The sequence below is a fragment of the Kitasatospora sp. NPDC127121 genome (genome assembly GCF_042677305.1).
Lineage (GTDB): Bacteria > Actinomycetota > Actinomycetes > Streptomycetales > Streptomycetaceae > Kitasatospora.
In genome coordinates this window covers 21,568-43,971 of the sequence record NZ_JBHXTQ010000061.1, presented here as the reverse complement: position 1 = coordinate 43,971, position 22,404 = coordinate 21,568, and the positions used below count along the sequence as shown (strand labels likewise).

Annotated in this window: 14 protein-coding genes; all 14 read right to left on the bottom strand. The window is 74.6% G+C overall.

The features are described 5' to 3' along the window. Entirely contained in the window at positions 1-996 is a 996-nt protein-coding gene (locus ACFVHI_RS26460) for a TauD/TfdA family dioxygenase (RefSeq protein WP_380343393.1), read from the bottom strand. Between the two features lie 8 nt (positions 997-1,004). Beyond that, on the bottom strand, positions 1,005-1,217 hold the full coding sequence (locus tag ACFVHI_RS26455; RefSeq protein ID WP_063350320.1) for an MbtH family protein: 213 nt from the start codon (positions 1,215-1,217) through the stop codon (positions 1,005-1,007). A 143-nt stretch (positions 1,218-1,360) separates the two neighbouring features. Then, a complete protein-coding gene (locus ACFVHI_RS26450; RefSeq protein WP_380343390.1) occupies positions 1,361-2,545 on the bottom strand; it encodes a cytochrome P450 in 1,185 nt (394 codons plus the stop codon). Between the two features lie 2 nt (positions 2,546-2,547). Further along, positions 2,548-3,345, bottom strand: a complete 798-nt coding sequence (locus ACFVHI_RS26445; protein WP_380343387.1) for a thioesterase II family protein — start codon at positions 3,343-3,345, stop codon at positions 2,548-2,550. Continuing rightward, entirely contained in the window at positions 3,342-5,111 is a 1,770-nt protein-coding gene (locus ACFVHI_RS26440; protein ID WP_380343384.1) for a non-ribosomal peptide synthetase, read from the bottom strand. Before ACFVHI_RS26440 ends, ACFVHI_RS26445 begins: the two co-directional genes overlap by 4 nt. Positions 5,112-5,120: 9 nt before the next feature. Further along, positions 5,121-9,611 carry an amino acid adenylation domain-containing protein gene (locus ACFVHI_RS26435; protein ID WP_380343381.1) on the bottom strand — a complete coding sequence of 1,497 codons (4,491 nt, stop codon included), beginning with the start codon at positions 9,609-9,611 and terminating at the stop codon, positions 5,121-5,123. Between the two features lie 32 nt (positions 9,612-9,643). Beyond that, the gene (locus tag ACFVHI_RS26430) at positions 9,644-14,374 is read right to left on the bottom strand and encodes an amino acid adenylation domain-containing protein (RefSeq protein ID WP_380343378.1); all 4,731 of its coding nucleotides are present in this window, start codon (positions 14,372-14,374) and stop codon (positions 9,644-9,646) included. Positions 14,375-14,603: 229 nt separating this feature from the next. Further along, positions 14,604-15,875, bottom strand: a complete 1,272-nt coding sequence (locus ACFVHI_RS26425; RefSeq protein ID WP_380343375.1) for a glutamate synthase-related protein — start codon at positions 15,873-15,875, stop codon at positions 14,604-14,606. Next, positions 15,872-16,864: an asparagine synthetase A gene (locus tag ACFVHI_RS26420; RefSeq protein ID WP_380343372.1), complete on the bottom strand. Its 993-nt coding sequence runs from the start codon at positions 16,862-16,864 to the stop codon at positions 15,872-15,874. Before ACFVHI_RS26420 ends, ACFVHI_RS26425 begins: the two co-directional genes overlap by 4 nt. 110 nt (positions 16,865-16,974) lie before the next feature. Further along, positions 16,975-18,264, bottom strand: a complete 1,290-nt coding sequence (locus tag ACFVHI_RS26415) for a methylaspartate mutase (protein ID WP_063350314.1) — start codon at positions 18,262-18,264, stop codon at positions 16,975-16,977. Then, entirely contained in the window at positions 18,261-18,662 is a 402-nt protein-coding gene (locus ACFVHI_RS26410) for a cobalamin B12-binding domain-containing protein (protein ID WP_380343369.1), read from the bottom strand. Before ACFVHI_RS26410 ends, ACFVHI_RS26415 begins: the two co-directional genes overlap by 4 nt. Before the next feature lie 242 nt (positions 18,663-18,904). Further along, entirely contained in the window at positions 18,905-20,200 is a 1,296-nt protein-coding gene (locus ACFVHI_RS26405) for a helix-turn-helix domain-containing protein (protein WP_079136076.1), read from the bottom strand. A 263-nt stretch (positions 20,201-20,463) separates the two neighbouring features. Then, entirely contained in the window at positions 20,464-20,916 is a 453-nt protein-coding gene (locus ACFVHI_RS26400) for a MarR family winged helix-turn-helix transcriptional regulator (RefSeq protein WP_063350313.1), read from the bottom strand. Beyond that, complete coding sequence (locus ACFVHI_RS26395) at positions 20,916-22,403, bottom strand: MFS transporter (protein WP_380343365.1); 1,488 nt, start codon at positions 22,401-22,403, stop codon at positions 20,916-20,918. Before ACFVHI_RS26395 ends, ACFVHI_RS26400 begins: the two co-directional genes overlap by 1 nt. Position 22,404 lies beyond the last annotated feature (1 nt).

Here is a 22,404-nt window from a genome sequence, read left to right as displayed (position 1 = left end):
TCAGGCGGAGGCCAGGGTGGGCCGGATGCTGGGCCGGCAGTCCAGGACGTCCAGGGGCTGCCCCATCGCGACGGCGATCCTGCGGTCGCCGCGGTACGGGTCCCGGCCGTGCGCGCACAGCACGTTGTCGACCAGCATCACGTCGCCGACCTGCCAGCGCTCGCGCACGGTCGCGGCGTGGTACGCCTCGTTGAGGGCGTCGACGTCGGCGCGCTCCAGCGGTTCGCCGTCCCCGAAGCCGGTGTTGAACGGGAAGCCGTCCGGGCCGAACTCGTCGGTCATCGCCTCGCGGATGTCCGGGTCGAGCGACCACTCGCTCCAGAAGGCGAGGTGGTTGAACCAGACCTCCTCGCCGGTCGCCGGGTGGTGGATGGTGCCGGGGCGCAACTGGCCGGTGCGCAGGTTGCCGTCCGGCAGCCACTCCCAGGTGATGCCGTTCTCCCGGCAGTAGGCCTCGACCACGGCCCGGTCCTCGGTGGCGAAGGCGGTGCGCCAGCCGAGGGAGACGTAGTCCGAGTAGTTGCGGGTGAGTGTCCAGCCGGACGTCCGCATCCGCTCGACCAGGTGGGCGGGCAGGTGGTCGAGCACCTGGCGGCAGTCGGCGGTCGGGGTGGCGCCGCCCTCCTCGGGGGCGGTCAGGCAGGCGAAGAGCAGCCGGCCCGGGAAGGTGAGGGTGTAGCTGTTCTCGTTGTGCATCCGGATCGGCTGGGGCGACGGCAGGTCGGTGGAGGAGAAGACGCCGTTGCCGTAGTCGCTGCGCGGAGTGGCCTTCTCCCGGTAGGGAGTGCGCTCGGGGATGAGGACGTCGCGCACGGCGGCGACGTCCTCGGTGCTCGCGACCGGCAGGCCGCGCAGGAAGATCGTGCCGTGCCGGTGGAGGGCTTCGGTGAGCTCGGTCTCGTTCTCGCGCAGCCACGCGCCGGCCTCGCCGATGTCGGCGGTGCGCGGGGCGTGGGCGAGGGCCGGGCGGCCGGGGTTCAGTTCCCAGGTCAGCATGGTCGCGCTCACTGCCGGGCGAGGGAGGCGGTCAGGCTGGCGGGCCGGATGTCGGTCCAGTTGGCCTCGATGTGGTCGAGGCAGCCCTGGCGGGTGTCCTCGCCGTGGACGGTGGTCCAGCCGGCCGGCACGTCGATCCAGACGGGCCACAGCGAGTGCTGGTTCTCGTCGTTGACCAGCACCAGGTAGCCGGCGTTGTCGTCCTCGAACGGGTTGCTCATGGTGTCCTCCTTGGGTTGCTTCGAAGGTAGGGGCGGGCCGGGGGGCGCAACGGCAGGAGTCGCGGCAGGAACGCGGCAGTTCGGTTCGGCCCCCGTCGGCGGTCCGCGGCGGGCAGGTTCAGCGCGGGGTGAGGCGGGCCGGTTCAGCGCGGGGTGAGGCGCACCGGGAAGTGGTCCAGGCCGAAGTTGATGATCGAGCGGTTGTGGACGACCGGCCCGGTCGGTTCGATCTCGGCGACGCGCTCCAGCATCGCCGTGAACAGGGCGCCGAGTTCGGCCTTGGCCAGCGGCGCGCCGATGCAGTAGTGGGCGCCGAGGCCGAGGGCGAGGTGCTTGTTGGGGGCGCGGTCGAGCAGGATCTCCTCGGGCCGGTCGAAGGCCTCCGGGTCCCGGTTGGCGGACCACACCCAGACCGCGACGCGGTCGCCGCGCCGGATGGTGCGGCCGTCGAGCTCGGTGTCGCGGCTCGCGGTGCGCAGGGTGTGCAGCCCGACGGACGTCCAGCGCAGGAGTTCGTCCAGCGCCGAGTCCATGCCGACCTCGCCCCGCTGCAACTGCCGCCACAGTTCCGGGTGCTGGACGAGGGTGTGGAGGCCCATGGCCGCGGTGTGGCGGACGGTCTGGACGCCGCCGACCACGATGTTGTCCAGGTTGAGGACGACGTCCTCGATCGGCAGCAGCTTGCCGCCGACCCGGTAGGTGGCCATCATGCTGATCAGGTCGTCGCGCGGGTCGGTGCGGCGCAGCATCACCTGGTGCAGCAGGTAGGGGATGAGCTGCTGGTGGCCGGCCCGGCGCTCCTCGGGGGTGCGGCCGAGGAAGGCGACGTCGCAGACCCGCTCGACCATCTCGCGGTCCTTCTCGGGGACGTCCAGGAGGTCGCACATGACGGACAGCGGCAGGGCGGAGACGGCGTCGACGAGGTCGACCTCGCCCAGCTCGACGGCCCGGTCGACGATCGAGGCGGCGAGTTCGGTGATGCCGCGGGATGCTCCGCGCACCGGGCCGGGGGCGAAGAACGGGTTGGCGGGCGCGCGGAGTTCGCGGTGCCGGGGCGGGTCGGTGAGGGCCATCATCCGGCCGGAGCCGACCGGGACGTTGCCTTCGCCGGCGCCGAGCAGCGAGCCCTGTTCGGAGCTGTAGAGCGTGGCGTTGCGCAGCACCTCCGCGGAGTGCCGGTAGGAGAGCACCGACCAGATCGGCCCGTCGTCGACGGTGTCGGTGCGGTGGACGGAGGCCTCCCGGCGCAGCTCCGCGACCAGGGCGGGGGTGTCGGGGCGGGCCCACAGTTCCGGGTCGGTGAGGTCGACCGGGGTGGTGGTCAGCATGGCTACTCCGTCGTGGACTGGTCGGCGGCGGCGCCGGCCCGGTGGCCCGGGCCCGGTCGCTCGATGAGGGAGGTCAGCAGGTCGACCGGGCCGGGCCCGTCGACGGTGGCGAGCAGGTGGCCGCCGGGGACGATGTGGTGGCCGCTGGCGCCGCGGGTGTGGACGGCCCAGCCCTGGAGTCCGGCGGAGCCGAGCATCGGGTCGTCGGCGCCGGCGACGGTGTGCAGGTCGGAGCCGATCGGCGGGTGCGGGCGGGGGCGGTAGGTGGCGACCACGGCCAGGTCGGTACGGATGCCCTGGAGCGCGTGCTCCTTCAACTCCTCGTCACCCTCGATGAGTTCACCCATACCGGCGAGGCGCAGCAGGTCGTCGGCGGTGTGCTGCGGGCGGTCCCGGCCGGCCCAGGTGGCGGGCGGCGAGGCGGAGGCGGCGACCACCAGTTCGGGCCGTCGCTCGGCGGGCAGCGCCCGGGCGACCTCGTAGCCGAGCAGGGCGCCGAAGCTCTGCCCGTAGAAGCCGAACCGGCCCGTCAGGTGCGGGGTGAGGGCGTCCACGACGGCGTCGACGAGCAGGTCGAAGCTCGCGGGCATCGGGTGGCCGAGGCGGCCGCCGCGGGCGGGCGGACGCACGGCCCAGACCTCGGCGGTCGGGGCGAGGGCGCGGGCGAGCGGGGTGTAGGCGGTGGCGTCTCCCCCGGCGTGCGGGAAGCAGAACAGCCGGAACGGGCGGTGTGGTTGGGGCGCGGGGACGAGCAGCCAGTCCCCCTCGACGCGGGGGCGCACCCGCGTGGCGGTGGTCATGCGCCGCTGACCCGGGCGCGGGCGGTCAGGGCGGGCCGGGGGGCGGCGGTGCCGGCCTCGACGGCCTTCCCGACGGTGGCGGTGAAGGCGGCCAGGTCGGCCGAGTCCAGCAGGTGGCGCAGCTGGAGCTCGATGCCGAGCCGGCGGCGCAGCAGGTGGACGACGCGCAGCGCGGCGAGCGAGTGGCCGCCGAGCGAGAAGAAGTCGTCGGTGGGCGTGACGCCGGTCAGGCCGAGCACGGTGCGCCAGACCTCGGCGACCTGCTCCGCCAGCCCGTCGGCGCCCTCGGCGGGCGCCTCCTCGGCCGCGGGGGCGGGCTGCGCCGCGGGGGCGGGCAGGGCCGCGTGGTCGACCTTGCCGTTCGGGGTGAGCGGCATGGCGTCCAGCACGGTGATCGCCGAGGGCACCAGGTGTGCGGGCAGGGTGGCCCGCAGGCGCTCGGTCAGCTCGGCGGCGGTGGCGGCGCCGGTGACGTAGCCGATGAGCCGGCGGTCGCCGGGGGCGGGCTCGTGGACGGTGACGGCGGCGGCCTGGACGCCGTCCAGCCGGGCCAGCGCGTGTTCGACCTCGCCGAGCTCGATCCGGTAGCCGCGCAGCTTGACCTGGCGGTCGACCCGGCCGATGTACTCCAGTCGGCCGCCCTCGCCCCGGCGGGCCTGGTCGCCGGTGCGGTACATCCTCTCGCCGGGGGCGGTCGGGTCGGCGACGAAGCGTCCGGCGGTCAGCCCGGGGCGGCCCGGGTAGCCGTGGGCGAGCCCGGGCCCGGCGAGGTACAGCTCGCCGACGAGGCCGTCGGCGACCGGGGCGAGCTTCTCGTCCAGCAGGTGGAGGCGCACGCCGGGCAGCGGCTCGCCCAGGTGCGGCCCGGGGCCGCTGATCGGCGCGGTGACGGCGTCGACGGTGCATTCGGTGGGCCCGTACAGGTTGAGCGCGTCGATGCCGCCGTCGGCGAGCTCCCGCCAGGTGTGCTCGGGGACGGGCTCGCCGCCCATGAACAGCCGCGGTACGCGGGCGCCGGTGAGCGGCTCGCGCAGCAGCTCCCAGTGCGAGGGGGTCAGGTCGAGGTCGGTGACGGCGTGCTCGGCCAGCAGGGCGGCCACCCGGGCCGGGTCGGCGCGGTCTTCGTCGCCGATGACCAGGACGGTGTCGCCGCGGCAGATCCGGGCCCACTGCTGGACGGAGGCGTCGAAGGAGACGCTGGCGTTCCAGCCGACCACCCCGGGCTCGGCGCGGTAGGCGCCGGTGGCCTCCAGTGCCTCCACCAGGGCGGCGACGGCGCCGCGCGGCACCTCGACGCCCTTGGGGAGCCCGGTGGAGCCGGAGGTGTAGATGACGTAGGCGGGGTCGAGCGGGTGCGCCTCCGGCAGGTCCGAGCCGTCGGCGACAGCGTCCGGCCCGGCGGCGTCCGGGCGCAGGACCGGCACGCCCTCGGCCGCCGGGAGGCCGTCCGCACTGATCAGGGCCGCGAGCCGCGCGTCGGCGGCCATGAAGGCCAGCCGCTCGGCGGGGTAGGCCGGGTCGAGCGGGACGTAGGCGGCGCCGGCCCGCCAGACGGCGAGCAGGGCGACCGGCAGGTCGGCGGTGCGGGCGAGGTGGACGCCGACCCGGTCGCCGCGGCCGACGCCGTGGGCGCGCAGGGCGCGGGCCAGCGCGGCGGTGCGCAGGTCGAGTTCGGCGAAGTCCAGGCGGGCCGTTCCGGCGAGGACGGCGGTGCGCTCGGGGTGGGCGGCGACGGCATCGCGCAGGCGGTGCAGGAGGTCGGTCATGACGGTTCCTCAGGACTCTCGGACGGAGGCGGCCATGGCGTGCAGGGCTGCCGTGTAGGTGTCGATGAACTGCTCGGCGGTGGTGTCGGTGACCAGGGAGCGCTGGTGGTCCACGGCGAGCAGCACGCGCTGCGAGACCGGGTCCTGGATCAGCGAGGCGCCGAACGCGAAGCTGTTGGGTTCGTGGCGCAGGGTCGGCTCGCAGCCGATCCGGCCGTCCACGATGCGGGCTGAGCTGAGCCGGCCCAGGGCGTGGAAGCGCAGGTAGCCGAACTGGCTGTCCAGCGCGGTGTCGGTCATCAGCCGGGCGAGCCGGGCGAAGGGCACCCGGCGGTGCGGCATCATGTCCAGTTCCTCCCGGTGCACCTCGCGCACCAGGGCGAGCAGGTCGCCGGTGGGCTCGCAGCTCAGCGGGACGGTGTTCAGGAACAGCCCGTACACCTCGGTGCCGCCGAGCCGCTCCAGCCGGCCGTTCACGGCGAGGCCGGTGGTGACGCGCCGTCGCCCGGTGACGGCGGCGAGGGCGTGCAGGTGGGCCGCGAGCGCGACCGACTTGAGGGGCACCGCGAGTGCGTCGGCGACCTGCCGCAGCTGCTCGGGCGCCTCGGGCAGCACCCGCTCGACGGTGCGCGGCGCCTCGTGCACGTCCTCGCTGCCGGGGAACAGCTGGCCGCTGACGCCGGACAGCCGGTCGCGCCAGTACGCGAGCGAGCGCTCGTCCCCGGCGGCCTGCCGTTCGACGGCCACGAAGTCGCGGAAGGCGGTGCGCGGCGGCGGGGTGGGGGCGCCGAGCGGGTCGGCGGCCAGGGCGGTGTGGCGCTCCAGGATCTCGGTGAACAGCGAGGTGAAGCTCCAGCCGTCGAGGATGGCGTGGTGCTCGGAGATGGTGAGCTGGAAGGCGTCCTCGGCGAGGCGCTGCACGGTGATCCGGAACAGCGGCGGGGTGGCGAGGTCGAAGGGCGTCCACCGGTGGGTGTCGAACACCTCGCGGACCGCCGTGTCCTGGTCGGGCTCGCCGCGCAGGTCGGTGAACTCGACGGGCGCGGGCAGCCGCCCGTACACGAGCTGGAGCGGTTCGCCGTAGCCGGACAGGTCGAGGCCGGTGCGCAGCACCGCGTGGCGCTCCATGGCCTCGGCGACCGAGCGGCGGAAGGCCTGTTCGTCGAGGTCGCCCGAGATCCGGTAGGAGTTGACGTTGTGGTAGCTGTCGGTGCCGCCGGCGATCTCCATGTGGAAGACCATGGAGAGCTGCATGGAGACCATCGGGTAGGCGTCGGCGAGGCCGGGCGGCAGGTCCTCGCGGTCCTCCGGGGTGATCAGGGCGAAGGGCTCGTGGTCGGCCGGGTCTTCGGCGACGGGCTCGGCCAGCGGCAGCAGGGCGGCGACCGTGGGCGCGTTGAAGACGTCCCGCAGGCTCACCCCCCAGCCGCGCTCGTGCAGCGCGCCGGCGAGTTGGACGGCCCGGATGGAGTCGCCGCCGAGGTGGAAGAAGTCGTCGTGGACGCCGATGCCGTCCACTCCGAGGACCTCCGTCCAGACGGCGGCGAAGGCCTCCTCCTCCGGGGTGCGCGGCTCGACGTGGCGGCCTCCGGTGGCCGTGCTGCGCTGGCCGGGGGCGGGCAGCGCGGCGCGGTCCACCTTGCCGTTGACGGTGAGCGGCAGCGACTCCAGGACGGTGAAGCTGGCCGGGACCATGTACGGGGGCAGCGAGCGGCCGAGGAAGGCGCGCACGTCGGCGGGCTCGCGCCCGGTGACGTACGCGGCGAGCCGGTCGTCGTGCACGGTGACGACGCAGGCGTCGACGTCCGGGTGGGCGGCGAGCGCGTTCTCGATCTCGCCGAGCTCGATCCGGAAGCCGCGCAGCTTGACCTGGAAGTCGGCGCGTCCGATGTACTCCAGGCCGCCGCCGGGCAGGCGGCGGGCGACGTCGCCGGTGCGGTAGAGCCGCGCGCCGGGCGGGCCGTAGGGGTCGGCGACGAAGCGGCCCGCGGTGAGGCCGGGGCGGCCCCAGTAGCCGTGGGCGAGGCTGCCGCCGCCGATGTACAGCTCGCCGGCCGCGCCGGGCGGCACCGGGCGCAGCCAGTCGTCCAGGACCTGGGCGGTGAGGTGCGGCATGGGCGCGCCGATCAGGCTGCGCTCGAAGCCGGCGCTGCCGGCCAGGTCGTGGGTGGTGACGTGGACGGTGGTCTCGGTGATGCCGTACAGGTTGCAGAGCCGGGCGGGGGGCGGCGGGTCGAGTTCGAACCAGCGCTGGACGACGCCCGGGTCCAGCGCCTCCCCGCCGAGCATGATCCACTTCAGCGCGGACAGGTCGCGCGGGCCGCGCCGCAGCACGGGCTCCAGCTGGCGCAGCGCCGAGGGGGTGAGGCAGAGGAAGGAGACCCGCTCCTGCTCCAGCAGTTCGGCGAACTCCTCCGGCGAGCGGCTGGTGACGTAGGGGACGACGACCAGGCGGGCACCGTGCAGCAGGGCGCCCCACATCTCCCAGACCGTCCAGTCGAAGGCGTAGCTGTGGAAGAGCGTCCAGGTCTCCTCCGGGCCGAAGCCGAAGTGCTCCGCGCCGTCCGCCATGAGCCGGCTGACGTGCTCGTGGGCGACGGCGACGCCCTTGGGGCGGCCGGTGGAGCCGGAGGTGAAGATGATGTAGGCGACGTCGCCGGGGCGCCCGGCGGCCGGCGGGCGGTGGTCCGGCCGGGCGGCCAGGTCGGCGGCCTCGGCGGTCAGGTCGTAGGCCTGCCAGGGGCCTTCGGGGGCCCGGTCCGGGCGGTCGGTGACGACGAGGGTGACGTCGGCGTCGGCGAAGACGAGCGCGGCGCGGTCGGCGGGGGCGGCGAGGTCGACGGGCACGTACGCGGCGCCGGTCTTGAGCACGCCGAGGACGGTGACCAGGACGTCGGCCGTGCGGTCCAGCAGCATGCCGACGCGGTCGCCGGGGCCGGCCCCGCGGGCGCGCAGGGCGTGGGCCAGGCGGTTGGCCCGGCGGTCGAGTTCGGCGTAGCTCAGGGTGTGGCCGGAGTCGCTGACGGCGGGCCGGTCGGGGTGGGCGTCGACGGCCTGCTCGAACAGCCGGTGCAGGCAGTGGCCGGGGGTGTCGGTGGCCCGGACGGCCTCGGCCGCGGCGGTGCGGCCGGTCAGCCGCAGCACGGTGGCGTCGGGGTCGTCCAGGGCCGCGGTGAGCAGGGCGCCGTAGTCGGCGGCCAGCCGGCGCACCGTCCCGGCGTCGAACAGCTCGCTGCGGTACTCGGCCTCGCCGCGCAGTTCGCCGCCGGAGCCGCCGGGGCCGCCCGTCCCGCCGCCGGCCCCGCTGCCCGTCCCGCTGCTGTCGAAGACGGACCAGGTGAGGTCGAACTTGCTGGTGCCGTTGGAGCGCACCCGGCTCTCGGCGGTGGCCGGGCCGAGCACCAGCGGGGTGCGGTCCTCGCCGTGGGCGCCGAACACCACCTGGACCAGCGGCGGGTGCTGCGCGGTGCGGGCGGTGCCGAGCTGGTCGACCAGCTGGTCGAAGGGCACGTCGAGGTAGCCGTAGGCCTCGAAGGCGACGTCCTGGACGTGCTCCAGCAGGGCGCGGAAGCTCAGCCCGGGCGCGAGCCGCAGGCGCAGCGGCAGCAGGTTGACGAAGTAGCCGAGCAGGTGCTCCAGTTCGGGCCGGTTGCGGGTGGTGACCGGGGTGCCGATCACCAGGTCGTCGGCGCCGGTCCAGCGGTTCAGCAGCAGGGCGAAGGCGGCCAGTTGGACGGTGAAGGGGGTGACGCCCTCCGCCTCGGCGAGGGCGCGCACCTTCGCCGCCGTGCCGGGGGCGAGCCCGAACTCCTCGGTCCGTCCCGCCGCGCCGCGCTCGGCGGGCCGGGGCCGGTCGGTGGGCAGCTCCAGCAGGGCGGGTGCGCCGTGCAGCTGCTCCTTCCAGTAGGTCAGGTGCTCCTCGAAGGAGGTGTCGAGCTCCTCCACCGCGTAGTCGGCGTACTGCACGGTCAGTTCCGGCAGTTCGGCGGGCCGGCCCTGCACCGCGGCGCCGTACAGGTCGGCGAGTTCACGCTCGAAGACCTCGGCGGACCAGCCGTCCCAGATGATGTGGTGGACGGTGAACAGCAGCGTGGTGCGCTCGTCCGCCAGTTGGAAGGCCTCGGCCCGCAGCAGCGGGCCGGCCGCCAGGTCGAAGGGTTCGGCGCAGCGGGCGGTGAGCAGTTCCTCCAGGCGTCCGGCCTGCTCGGGGCCGCCCTGCGGGCGCAGGTCGGTCACCGCGAGCGGCAGGGCGAGGGTGTGGTGGACCTGCTGGCGCGGGCCGTCGGGGTGCAGCGCGAAGGTGGTGCGCAGCACCTCGTGCCGGGCCACCAGGGCGTCCAGCGCGCGCTGGAGCAGCGGGAGGTCGAGCGGGCCGGTGACGTCGACCGTCCAGGGCGTGCAGTAGGTGACCTGCCGCGGATCGAGGCGGTCGAGGAACCAGAGGCCGCGTTGCAGCCCCGAGGCGGGCGCGGTGCGCGCCGGGTGGTCGGACGGGCTCACGGCCTCGTTCCCTTCGTGTGCGGTGCGGCCCGTCATCGGGCGGCCAGCCGTTCGGCGATGGCGCTCACGGTCCTGGCCCGGAACACCAGTTGCGGGGGGACGCGGGTGCCGGTCTCCCGGGACAGCCGCATCGCGACCCGGACGGCGGCCAGCGAGTTGCCGCCGATCCGGAAGAAGTTGTCCTCCCGGCCGACCTCGGTGAGGTCGAGGACCTCGCACATGGCCTCGGCGACCAGCCGTTCGGCTTCGGTCAGCGGGTCGCGGGCGGCGGCCCGGCGCCCGGCGGGGGCGGGCAGCGCCTTCCGGTCGACCTTGCCGTTGTGGTTGAGCGGCAGGGCGTCCAGGACGTCCAGGGTGGCGGGCACCATGTGCTCGGGCAGCAGGCCGGCCAGGTGGTCGAGGAGCACCTCCGGGTCCGGCGCGTCGGCCCCGACGGTGACGTAGGCGGCCAGGCGGTGGTCGCCCGGGGCGGGTTCGTGGACGGTGACGGCGGCCTCCTGGACGGCGGGGTGCCGGGTGAGCGCGTCCTCGATCTCGCCGGGCTCGACCCGGAAGCCGCGGATCTTGACCTGGTCGTCGATCCGGCCGGTGACCTCCAGCAGGCCCCCGGTGCTGACGTAGCCGAGGTCCCCGGTGCGGTAGATGCGCTCGCCGGGGGCGCCGAACGGGGAGGCGACGAAGCGCTCGGCGGTGAGGCCGGGCCGGCCGAGGTAGCCGTAGGCGAGACCGCCGCCGGAGGCGTACAGCTCGCCGGTCACGCCGGGCTCGACGGGGCGCAGCAGCTCGTCCAGGACGAGGATGCCCTTGCCGTTCAGCGCGACGCCGATCGGGACGGAGCTGCCGGTGACGTCCTCCGGGCCGACCTGGTGGCAGGTGGTCAGGCCGAGGCTCTCGACCGGGCCGTAGCCGTTGGCGACCACCAGGCCGGGGTAGGTCTCCAGGGCCTTGGCCACATGGGTGACGGAGGCCCGCTCGCCGGCGGTGATGGCCAGTTTGAGGCCGTCGTAGGTCTCCGGGAGCTCCTCCAGCAGGAAGTTGAACAGGCTGGCGGAGAGCTGGAGTTCGGTGACGCCGTGGCGGCGGGTCAGCTCGGCGATGGCCTGCGGGTCGGGGCGCTGGCCGGGCTGCAGGACGCACGCTCCGCCGAAGCAGAGCGCGCCGTAGAGCTCCAGCGCGAAGGCGTCCCAGGAGACCGGCGAGCACTGCAGCCAGACCTCGTCCGGGCCGAAGCGGGCGTAGTCCTGGCCGAGGTAGGTGGTGGTGAGCGCGCGGTGCGGGACGGCCGCGCCCTTGGGGCGGCCGGTGGAGCCGGAGGTGAACATCACGCAGGCGAGGTCGCCGCCGTCGACCGGCAGGCCGAGGTCGTGCGCCGCGCACCGGGCCAGTTCGGCGGCCGCGGCGTCCAGGTCCACCTGGCGCCGGACGGCGAACGGCACGGTGGCGTGGCCGTGGGTGATCACCGTGGCGGCGCCGGTGTCGGCGACCGCGCCGGCCAGCCGCTCGGCCGGGAAGTCCGGGTCGAGCAGGGTGTAGGCGGCGCCGGTCTTGAGGGCGGCCAGCAGCGCGGTGACCATCTCCGGCCCGCGCTCGGCGAGTACGGCGACGGTGTCGCCGCGGCCGATGCCGAGGCCCACCAGGTGGCGGGCCAGCCGGTTCGCGGCGGCGTTCAACTCGCCGTACGGGACAGTCCGTTCACCGGAGATCAGGGCGGTGGCCTGCGGGGCCCGGGCGGCCTGCGCCTCGAACAGGGCGTGCCCCGGCACCTCCAGGGCGGCGGCCAGGGTACCCAGCCACTGCTCGCACAGGCCGGCCATGGTGGAGGCCTCGAAGAGGTCGCTGTCGTACTCGAAGCGGCCGGTGAAGCCGGTGCCCCGGTCGTCCACCGAGACGGACAGGTCGAAGCGGGAGACGGGGTTGGAGTGCAGTTCGCGGGTGACCTCGCAGCCGCCGACGGTCAGCGGGCGGGTGTCCAACGGGTGCAGCTCCAGCAGCACCTGGCACAGCGGGTTGCGGTCCTCGGGGCGCTCCTCCACCACCGCGTTCGCGATGTCGTCGAAGGGCACCTCCTGGTGCCGGTAGCCGGCGATCGACACCTCGCGCACGTGCCGGACCAGCTCGCGGAAGGAGACGCCCTCCTCGACCTTCAGGCGCAGCGGCAGCAGGTTGACGAAGTAGCCGATCAGGCCGTCGAGTTCGGCCCGGCCACGGACGTTCACCGGCGAGCCGAGCACCAGGTCGCGCTGCCCGGAGCGGCGGTGCAGGGTGAGCGCCAGCCCGGCGAGCAGCACCATGAACGGGGTGGCGTCCTCACTGCGGGCGAGCGCCCGGACGGCCCCGGCCACCGGATCCGCCATCGCGAAGCGGTGGAACGCGCCGCGGAAGGCCTGCTCCTCGGGGCGGGGGTGGTCCGGCACCAGCGCGTCGGCGTCCGGCGCGTCGGACAACTGCTCGCGCCAGTAGTCGAGTTGCCGCTCGGCGGTGTCGTCCTGGTACTGCCAGGCCGCGTAGTCGCCGTACTGGACGGCGAGTTCCGGCAGCTCGGCCGGGCGCCCCTCGGCCGCCGCGGCGTACAGCTCCTGGAGTTCGGCCTCCAGCACCGGCAGCGAGCCCTCGTCCCAGACGATGTGGTGGAAGAGCAGCAGCAGCGTGGTCGCGCCGGCGGCCCGGAAGACCCGCGCCCGCACCAGCGGCCCGGCCTCCAGGTCGAAGGGCTCCAGCGCGGCCTCGGCCACCAGGTCGTCCACCTGGTCGGCGGTGGTCTCGGTGAGCGTGAACGGCAGCTCCACGGCCGGGTGGACGACCTGGCGCGGGCCGTCCTCGGCGAGCTCGAAGGTCGTCCGCAGGCTCTCGTGCCGCGCCACCACCCCGGCCAGCGCCTGGCGCAGCAGCTCGGGGTCGATCGGCCCGGCGAACCGGAACACCCAGGGCACCACGTAGGTCGGCGCGTCCGGGTTCCACTGGTCGAGGAACCAGAGGCCGCGCTGGAACTTGGACAGCGGGGCCTCGGCGGCGCCCGAGCGGACCAGCGCCGGGCGCTCACCGCCGGAGGCGGCGGTCACCGCGGCGGCGAACTCCGCCAGCGTCGGCGCGTCGAAGATGGTGTACGGGGACACCATGCCGAAGACGTCGAAGACCCGGCCCACCACCCGCACGGCCGTCAGCGAATCGCCGCCCAGGTGGAAGAAGTTGTCGTCAGCCCCGACCTCGGGCACCCCGAGCACGTCCGCCCAGACCGCCGCGATCAGCTGCTCGGCGGGCGTGCGCGGCGGGCGGCCGGTCGGCTGGCCCTCGGGGGCTGCCTGCGGCTCGGGCAGGGCCTGGCGGTCCACCTTGCCGCCGCCGGTCAGCGGGAAGGCGTCCAGCGCGGTGAGCGTCGCCGGGATCATGTGCTCGGGCAGCCGCTCGGCCAGCCAGGCCCGCGCCTCCGCGTACTGCGGCGCGGCGCCGGTCAGGTAGCCGGCCAGCCGGCCCTCGCGCGCCACCACCACACAGCCGGTGACGCCCGGGTACCCGGCCAGCACCTGCTCGATCTCGCCCGGCTCGACCCGGAAGCCGCGGACCTTCACCTGGTGGTCGCTGCGGCCGACGAACTCCAGCGGGCCGTCCTCGGTCGTGCGGCGCACCACGTCGCCGGTGCGGTACATCCGCGCGCCGGGAGCGCCGCTCGGCGCTGCGGGCGCCTCCCCGCCCGGGTCCGCGAGCGGGGCCACGAGCGGGTCCGCGAACGGGTCCGCGACGAAGCGGTCGGCGGTCAGGCCCGGGCGGCCGAGGTAGCCGGAGGCCAGCAGCGGCCCGCCGACGTACAGTTCGCCGGCCGTGCCGGGCGGCACCGGACGCAGCCGCTCGTCGAGCACGTAGAGCCGCCGCCCGCCGAGCGCGGTCCCGATCGGCACACCCGCCTCGGGCTGCTCGCCCGCGAGCCGGTGGGTGGTGGCGGTGACCACGGTCTCGGTCGGTCCGTACGCGTTCAGCAGCGGCACCCCGGTCGCGGCCCACCAGGCGGCGGCGGTGGCGGGCTCCAGCTTGTCGCTGCCCGAGATCATCAGCCGCAGGGTGCGCGGCACCCGGCCGCCCAGGGCCGCCACCACGTCCTGGAAGTAGCCGGCGGCCAGGTTGGCGACGGTGACGCCCTCGGCGTCCAGCAGGTCCAGCAGTTCGGCCGGGGAGAGGAGTCGGTGCTCCGGGAGGACCAGGCAGGCCCCGGCGGACAGCGCGCCGAGGACCTGCTCCACGGCCACGTCCACCGTCGGACGGGCGAACTGCAGCACCACGTCCTGCTCGGTCAGGCCGAAGGTCCGGACGGCGGCGGCCAGGTGGCCGGTCAGCGCGGCGAGCGGGACGTGCACGCCCTTCGGGCGGCCGGTGGTGCCGGAGGTGTAGATGACGTAGCCCGCGCCGGCACCGGCAGCGGCACCGTCGCTGAGCCCGGTGAGCTCGGTGAGCTCCTCGCCGCCGAGGGCGAGGGAGGCCCCGGCGTCCTCGGTGATCCAGCGGTTGCGCTCCTCCGGGGCCTCCCGGTCCAGCGGCAGGTAGGTGGCGCCGGCCCGCAGGACCGCCAGCAGCGCGACCACGTGGTCCAGCCGGTCGCGGCCGGTGACGGCGACCGTCCCCCCGGGGGCGAGCCGGGCGGCGAGCGCGGCGGTCAGGCCGTCCAGCTCCCGGTAGCTGACGGTCCGGCCGCCGGTGCGGACGGCCGGCCGCTCCGGAAAGCGGCGGACGGCGGAGGCGAACGGCTCGAAAGCGGGCGGCTCGAAAGCGGACACCGTTATTTCAGGCACCGTGATTTCGGGCGCCGTGCTTTCGGGCGCAGCATTCTCAGTAGGAAAACCGCGAGAGGACATCATCCAGCCCCAGAAGTGAGATGAATCGGCGACGAGTTCGACGATAGGGGGAATTCGACGGCCCTATCGGCAGGAAAGGAGGAAGGAAATCGGCAGTTTTCCGCTGCCGCTTTCCGGGCATGCCGCAGGAATCGACCCGGGCAGGCCGGGGCTACCGGCCGGCGGTGATTCCGCATTCCTCGGGGGACCAGACGTCCTCCCGGTCCAGTGCCTGCGGAGCGTACTTTCCGAGCGCGCTGATCAGCAGTCGGAGCTCCAGCGCCAGACAGTCCACGAAACGGCGGAGCCCGGATTCCCGGTCCTCCGCCACGGCGATCAGCGCCGCCCGCCCGAGGCCCACCGCACGGGCCCCCGAGGCCAGGCTCTTGACCGCTCTGGCGCCTTCCCAGATCCGCCCGGAGACCAGCAGCGAGGGCGGCGGCGCGACCGCCAGCCGGCGCAGGCACTCCGCGAGCGGCAGTCCGACGTGCGGCAGGAACACCCCGGGCGCCCAGCCGGTTCCGCCTTCGGCGCCGTCCACCACGACGGCGTCCGCCCCGGCCTCGTGCGCCACCCGGGCGGCCTCGGCCACGTCCCGGCCGGGGTAGAGCTTCACCCAGATCCGCACCCGCGGGTAGTTGTTGCGCATCAGCCGGATCTGCTGGCGCAGGATCTCCGCGGTGAAGGTGCCCGGGGTGGCGGCGCGCAGCACACGCCCGTCGCCGAACAACGGGTCCAGCCCGAAGCGGTCGCCCAGCGCGGCGGCGGCCTCGGCCTCCAGCACCGTCATGCCGCCCAGGCCCGGTTTGGCGCCCTGGCCGACCTTCAACTCGAAGGCCAGCCGCCCGGATTCCAGCAGCGGCAGGGCGGCCGGGTCGCTGTGGACGAGGTTCCACACCTCGGCGTCGGCGTCCTCGGTGCTCTGCTGGACGGCCACGCCGCCGAGGCCGTCCGGAAGTTCTTCGGTGTAGGCGCGCAGCCGGCCGAGCAGCGTACGGTCGGCCGCCTCGCCGAGCCGGCCGTAGCCGTTGACCGGCACCACGTTCTCGCCGATCACCATCGGGATGCCGAGTGCCCCGGCCTGCCGGCTCAGCGCCAGCCCGAGGTCACCGCCGGCGGCCCGGGTGGAGCCGGTCGCGGAGACGTACACCGGCAGCGCGGAGGCGAACCCGCCGATGACGGTGGCGAGTTCGACGTCCCGGTAGTCGGGCTCGCGGCCGAGGTCGATCAGCTTGGCCAGCCGCTGCGGCAGGAACAGCGGCGGGACGATCCGCAGCGCGTCCAGGGCGTCCGGCGGCGCCGCCCGGTCCGCCGCGCCCGACTGGCCGGCGCCGAACAGCACGTGTCCGTACTCCTCGGCGGGCGGGAAGGCGGCGGCCGCCCCGGCGCGGGCCCGGTGCCGGACCTCCTCCTCCGGGAATCCCGGCGCGCTGAGGTCGCTCACGGGGACACCACCCCGGCGATCTTCGGGAAGGCGCTGGCCTGCCAGACGGCGTCCAGCCCGGCGACGTACCGGGTGAGCCGCTCGACCCCGATGCCGAAGCCCGCGCTGGCCGGCACGCCCTCGCGCACCAGGTCCAGGTACCAGCGGTACTTCTGCGGGTTCTCGCCGGTCTCCCGCATCCGGGTGACGATCTCCGCGTAGTCGTTGGTGCGCTGGCTGCCGCTGCACAGTTCGCCGTAGCCCTCGGGCGCCAGCAGGTCGAAGTTGCGCAGCAGGCCCGGGTCGTCGGGGTGCTCGCGGTCGTAGAAGCCGCGCGAGCCCTTCGGGTAGTCGGTGACGAAGAACGGCCGGTCCCGCCGGGCCGACAGCAACGCCTCGCCTTCCCAGTCGAGTTCGGCCTCGGCGCTCTGCGGGTGCCCGATGCCCTGGAGTTCGGCGACCGCCTCCGCGTGCCGGATGCGACCGAAGGAGCCCTGCAGCAGTTCGGCGAAGGCCTGCGGGTCCCGGCCGAGTTCGGCGAACTCCTTGGGCAGCGCGCGGACGGTGCTGTCGACCATGTGCACCACCAGGTCCTCGGCCAGCTGGACGACGTCGTCCCGGCTCGCCCCGGCGACCTCCACGTCCAGCTGGTGGAACTCGGCCAGGTGCCGGTTCGTCCCGGCGGTCTCCAGCGGTTCCAGGCGGACGTTCGGGGCGATGCAGAAGATCTTGTCGAAGGCGAGCAGCGAGGCCTGCTTGTACAGGATCGCGCTGGTCATCAGCTTGTAGCGGTGGCCGTAGAAGTCGATGTCCACCTGCTTGGAGCCGCGCGCACCGGGATCGGTGACCGGGCCGATGATCGGCGGCAGCAGTTCGGTGAAGCCCCGGCCGCGCAGGAACTCGCGGGCCGCGGTGAGCAGGTGCTGCTGGATCCGGAGCGCGCTGCGGGTGGCCGGCGCGGTCAGGTGCCGGCCCGGGTCGGTCGGCGGCAGGGGCGTGGTGTCGGGCATGGTCGGGGTCCTCTTCTCTCGTTCTCTCGTGGAGCGTGGAGCGTGGTTTCTCAGCGGGCGTTTCACCGGGCGTTTCACCGGACGTCTCAGCGGGCGCCTCACCGGGCGTCTCACCGCGCGGCGGGCAGCCCCCGCAGTGCGGGTGCGGGCGAGCGCCCGGCCCGGTCGTCGTAGCGCTGCTGGACCTGGGAGAGCGCGGCCAGCAGCCCGGCCGAGCCGAGGATCGGCGCGCGGCCGCCCTCGGCGAGCCCGGCGATCGGCATCGAGCCGACGGCGGACCACAGCAGCCGCCCGTCCGGGCCGAGCGAGCTGCGCGTCCGCCCGGCGTTGTCGGGGTGCAGGCAGTACGGCACGTCCAGGTACCCGGCCGCGAACGCCCGCACCAGGGCCCGCCCGAGGTCGGCGTCCAGGTCGAGCACCGCGCCGATCAGCGCCCTGGCCTCGGCCTCGATCCCGGTGTCCGGCGGGGCGGCGGGCCGGGGGCGGGCGCGTTCCGCCGTGGCGGCCGCGGCAGCGGTCTCCAGCGCCCGGACGTTCTCGGCGACGGTCGGGATGCGGTGCGCCTCGGCCGTGGTCTTGACGATCAGCCGGGCGGCGCCGCCGCGCACCGCGAGCCGCGCGGCGTCCTCCAGCAGCAGTCGGGCGCCGCCGGGCGAGCGCGGGTACACGCCCATGTACGCGTACACCACGAGGTGGTGGTCGACGTCCGCGAGCAGTTCGCCCGCGATCCGGCCGAGCGCGGCCAGCGCCTCCTCGTCCTGGCGGGCGTTGGCCTGCTGGGCGTAGCTGAGCGAGATGCTGCGCAGCCCGTGCTGGCGGAAGAACAGCGCCTCCAGGACGCTGATGGCGATCAGCAGCGAGGGCGGGCAGAGCTGGCCCATCATGCAGCCGCCGAAGGTCTCCAGGTGCGGATCCGCACCGAACTCCCGTATGGACGACAGTAGTTCGCAGCTGCGCTGCCAGCGGGCCACCGCCTCGTGCAGCGGGGTGCGGCCGTACGGCAGGCAGTAGGAGACCGGTCCGCCCTCGGTGGCGTCCAGGCCGGCCGCCAGCAGCGCCCCGATGATGTGCTCCGGCGCGGCCGAGCCGTGCCGGACCTGTACCGGGAAGCCCGCGTCCGCCACCCCGGCCAGGACCGACCGGGTGACGTCGACCGGGTGGGTGGCGATCGGGTAGCCGTTGAGGCCGGCCCCGGCGGCCAGGGCCCGCCGCGCGGCGTCGAGGTCGCCGGTGCGGGTGTAGCTGTCCAGGGTGATGGTGCCGACGGTGACGGCGGCCGCCGCCCGGGTGGCGAGCAGGCCCTCCCGCATCCGGGCCGCCTGCGCCATCCCCATCCGGGGCTGGACCACCAGTGCGCCGGCCTCCGCGGCCTGCGCCACGAACGCGCCGAAGCTCGTCACAGCAGGACCCGGGAGTGCAGCCCGTCGACGAACTCGCGGAACCCGGCCACCGCGGAGTCCTCCTCGAAGACCCGGTCGAAGCCGGCCGCCAGCAGTGTCCTCTCGCGGTCGGGGTCGTCGGTTCCGGCGATGCCGAGCTTGCCGCCGATGACCGTCGGGGTGCGCCGCAGTTCCGGGCAGGCGCGCAGGGCCGGGATCACCCGCAGCCCTTCCTGGTAGCCGTGCCCGTTGACGCTGCTGACCACGATCAGGTCCGGTTCGATCCGGCGGCATTCGGAGAGCAGCAGGGCGTCGGGGACGCACGCGCCCAGGTTCGTCACCCGGTGGCCCATTTCCTCCAGCAGCAGTTGCAGGAACACCAGGTTCCAGGTGTGCGAATCCGAGGCCGTCGTCGTCACGACGACGTCCAGTCTGCTCTCTCTTGCATTTCCGTGCTCCACAATCCAGCCCTCGTCGGTAGCGATCCTCGATGGAATTCCGCCGACGCCCCAGCCGGCGGCCCGGGAATTCCGGCGCGTATTCCGCGGCGGTCCAGCCCCACGGAGAACGCTAGGAACGATCGGGCCCGGCGACCGGCAGCTCGTGCGGCAAGATGCGGGCAAGATGCGGCAGTATCGACACCCGGCCGGCCGCCGCGTGGTCAGCCCGCGACGGCGAGCAGCTGGACGTCCCCGGCCGGCGCGAACCGGTGCCCGGGCTCCTCCCGGAGGAGGCGGCGGCACACGTTGAGCACCGTGAAGCGCACCCCGTCGCGGGCGGGCACGCTGCGGATCAGTCCGCGCGACAGCAGTTCGTGCACCGTCGCCAGGCAGGTCTGCGGCGCCCAGCCGCTGCGGACCACCGCGTCCTCCCCCGACCAGTCGCCGGGCTCGTCCACGAGCACGTCCAGCAGGGCCCGCTGGCGCTCCGTCAACCGCTGGATCGCCGGCTCCACCTCGTCCCGGACGTCGCCGCGCGTGCCGTACACCACCGGCGGTGCCGCCAGCGTGAACGGGCCGACCGACAGCCGGGCCAGCAGCTGGGCGGTGGACTGCACCAGCGTCCACCCCGCCGCGCGCTCCAACGCCCCCGGCAGGCCGTCCAGGTGGCGGCAGAGCGCGGCCACGGCGGGGGCCTCGGAGCGCTCCAGGGTGTAGCCGGGGCGCAGCCGGCGCAGGTGCGAGAGCAGCAGCCGGACGGCGCCGATCTGCGCCAACGCCTCCGGCTCGACGTCGAGTTCGGGGGCCGGTACGGGCAGCGGCGCGAGCGGGACGACCTGCCCGCCGGGCAGCGGCCAGGCCTCCCGGGCGGTGATCAGCACCCGCAGCCCGGGGCAGTGGTGGAACAGCCCGTCCAGCCGGCCGGCGTCCACCCCGCCGTCGGCGCCGTCCAGCACCAGCAGGGCGGGCCGGTCGCCGATGTCCCGGACGATGTCGTCCATCCGGCCGTGCCAGGGGGCCGGGTCGCCGGCGCAGTCCACCCAGCGCACCGACCAGCAGGCGGCCAGGTGCAGGCGGCGGGCCACCTCCAGGGCGAGCCGGGTCTTGCCGACCCCGCCGAGCCCCACCAGCGAGACCAGCCGGTCCCCGTGCACGGCGAAGGCGTCGGACAGCACCTCGGCCTCCATCTCCCGGCCGACGATGGCCCCGCGCGCCACCGGCGGGGCGACCGGCGCCACGGCCGCCGGCTCATCGGCGAGCGGGTGCCGACGGGCGGCCTCCTCGAAGTCCGTCCGGCTGCGGCCCTCCAGCCGCAGCGCGTCCGCCAGCAGCCGGACGGTCTCGTTCCGCGGCCTTCTGACTCGGCCGCTCTCCATGTCCCGGATCGCCCGCACGCTCAGGGTGGCGTGATCGGCCAGGCACTGTTGGGTCAGGCCGATCCGCTCGCGCCGTACCCTCAACTGCTCGCCGAAGCCCGCCGCCGGCCTCACCGCTTGCACCCACTGCCCGCCGTCCATGCCTCGTCTGCCCTTCGTGGTCCGGACTCCTGATGGGGGTCGGGACCGGTGGCGGCATCAGCGCTGGGCACCCGCGCGGTCCGTGGTCCGACCGCGTGGGTCCCGGTGGTCAGGCTGTGGCCTCCGAACCGGTCCCCTCCGGTTCCAGATGCTGCAGGCTTGCCGTCTACGCCCGATCAACGGCCGATCACCGGCCCCACCCATGACCTTCACGCTGGCCTCACAGCCCGTCGGCGGCCACGACGGCACCCGCCGGGGGGGGTTCAGTCCAGGAGCTTCGCCAGGACGCGGTCGAGCGCCTGGATGTCCTCCGGGGGCAGGGCGAGCAGGTCGTCGGGCGGGGTGGTGAGGATCCTGGCGGCGAGGGCGGCCTTCGTCTGGCCCTCCTCGGTCAGATGGACCAGCTTGGACCGGCGATCGGCGGGATTGGTGACGCGTTCGGCGAGGCCGCGCCGCACCAGGTCGTCGACGATGACGGTGGTGTAGGGCGGGTCGCTGCCCAGCCGCTCGGCCAGGTCCCGCAGGGTGATCGGGTCGGCGCCGAGGCGGCGCAGCGCCCTGACCCGGCTGAAGCTCATGCCGAGGGCTTCGGCGACGGTCTTGCGGCGGTCGTAGCGCTCCAGGACGAGCACGTTCAGCCCCTGCCAGACCCTGGTCGCCGTACTGGTGGCGGCCTCGTCCCCCTCGTGGTGCTCGCCGGTGTGCGGGCGGTCCATCAGGTGTTCACCGTCTCCTTCATCTCCCTCGCCCCCGGCGCCTCCGGCGTCTCAGGCGCCTCAGGCGTCTCCTCGGCGGCGAGCCGCTCCGCCGTGCGCAGGGCCGCCTCCCGGGCCCAGCGGCCGGAAGTGAGCGTACCCGTGACCAGCACGACGGCGCCGCAGCCTGCGATGATCCACCACGCCGTCCGCCCGGCGTCGGTGAAGGCCGCCGTGTGCGCGTACGCCCCGCCCGCCATCAGGGCGCCGACGACGGCCACGCCGAGGGACTGGCCGATCTGCCGGCTGGTGGAGGCCACCGCGGCCGCGACACCGGCCTGCGAACGGGGCATGCCCGAAACGGCGGTGTTGGTGATGGGCGCGTTGACCAGGCCGAAGCCGGTGCCGAAGAGCAGGTACGCGACGACCAGCACGGCCGTCGGAAGGTGCTCGGAGTAGGTGAGCGCCTGGAGCACGGCGCTCGCGCACAGGGCCGCCCCGGCGAGGAGCAGGGGGATGCGCGGACCCCGGGAGGCGACCATGCGGCCGGACACCGGCGCGGTCAGCAGCGCCATCACCGCCATCGGCAGCATGAACAGACCGGCGTGCAGCGGGGTGAGCCCGCGCACGTTCTGCAGGTAGAGGGAGCTGACGAACAGGAACCCGCCCAGGGAGGCGAAGGCGGCGACCGCGATCACGGTGGCGCCCGCGAACGGCGCGGACCGGAAGAACCGCAGCTCGATCAGCGGGTCGGCGCGCCTGGGCTCGTACCACAGCAGGCCCAGCAGCGCGCCCAGCGCCGCCGCCGCGCAGCCGACGACGAGCGGCGAGGTCCAGCCGCGCTCCGGCGACTCGATGATCGCGTACGTGAGCGCGGTGAGCAGGACGATGACGAGCACCTGGCCGACCGGATCGACCCGGCGGGGCCGCGGCGCCCGTGATTCCGGCACGTACCTGCGGGTCAGGAACAGCGCGGCCAGGCCGATCGGCACGTTGATCCAGAAGACGGCCCGCCAGCCGGCCGACTCGACCAGGGCGCCGCCGACGATCGGTCCGGCGGCCATGCTGATGCCCACGACGCCGCTCCACACGCCGATGGCGCGGGCACGCTGCCGGGAGTCGGTGAAGGTGTTGCTGATGATCGACATGGCGACGGGGTTCAGCATCGATCCGCCCACCGCCTGGAGCATCCGTGCGGCGACGAGCCAGCCGAGCCCGGGGGCCAGGCTGCACAGCAGCGACGCCGCGGTGAAGACCACCAGCCCGATCTGGAAGACCCGGCGGCGGCCCACCCGGTCGGCGGTGGAGCCGGAGAGCATCAACAGGCTGGCCAGCACCAGCGTGTAGGCGTCGACCGTCCATTGCAGCCCGGACACCGAGGTGTGCAGGTCGCGCTGGATGGCGGGCAGGGCGACGTTCAGGATCGTGTTGTCGAGGCTGACGATCAGCAGGCTCATGCAGCAGATGGCGAGCACGAGCCAGGGCCGTCGTGGGGCGGCGTCCGGCATG

Bases quoted from the DNA above. Each gene is read 5' to 3' on its own strand.
- ACFVHI_RS26460 (WP_380343393.1), bottom strand. From the start codon at position 996: ATGCTGACCTGGGAACTGAACCCCGGCCGCCCGGCCCTCGCCCACGCC.
- ACFVHI_RS26455 (WP_063350320.1), bottom strand. From the start codon at position 1,217: ATGAGCAACCCGTTCGAGGACGACAACGCCGGCTACCTGGTGCTGGTC.
- ACFVHI_RS26450 (WP_380343390.1), bottom strand. From the start codon at position 2,545: ATGCTGACCACCACCCCGGTCGACCTCACCGACCCGGAACTGTGGGCC.
- ACFVHI_RS26445 (WP_380343387.1), bottom strand. From the start codon at position 3,345: ATGACCACCGCCACGCGGGTGCGCCCCCGCGTCGAGGGGGACTGGCTG.
- ACFVHI_RS26440 (WP_380343384.1), bottom strand. From the start codon at position 5,111: ATGACCGACCTCCTGCACCGCCTGCGCGATGCCGTCGCCGCCCACCCC.
- ACFVHI_RS26420 (WP_380343372.1), bottom strand. From the start codon at position 16,864: ATGCCCGACACCACGCCCCTGCCGCCGACCGACCCGGGCCGGCACCTG.
- ACFVHI_RS26405 (WP_079136076.1), bottom strand. From the start codon at position 20,200: ATGGACGGCGGGCAGTGGGTGCAAGCGGTGAGGCCGGCGGCGGGCTTC.
- ACFVHI_RS26400 (WP_063350313.1), bottom strand. From the start codon at position 20,916: ATGGACCGCCCGCACACCGGCGAGCACCACGAGGGGGACGAGGCCGCC.
- ACFVHI_RS26395 (WP_380343365.1), bottom strand. From the start codon at position 22,403: ATGCCGGACGCCGCCCCACGACGGCCCTGGCTCGTGCTCGCCATCTGC.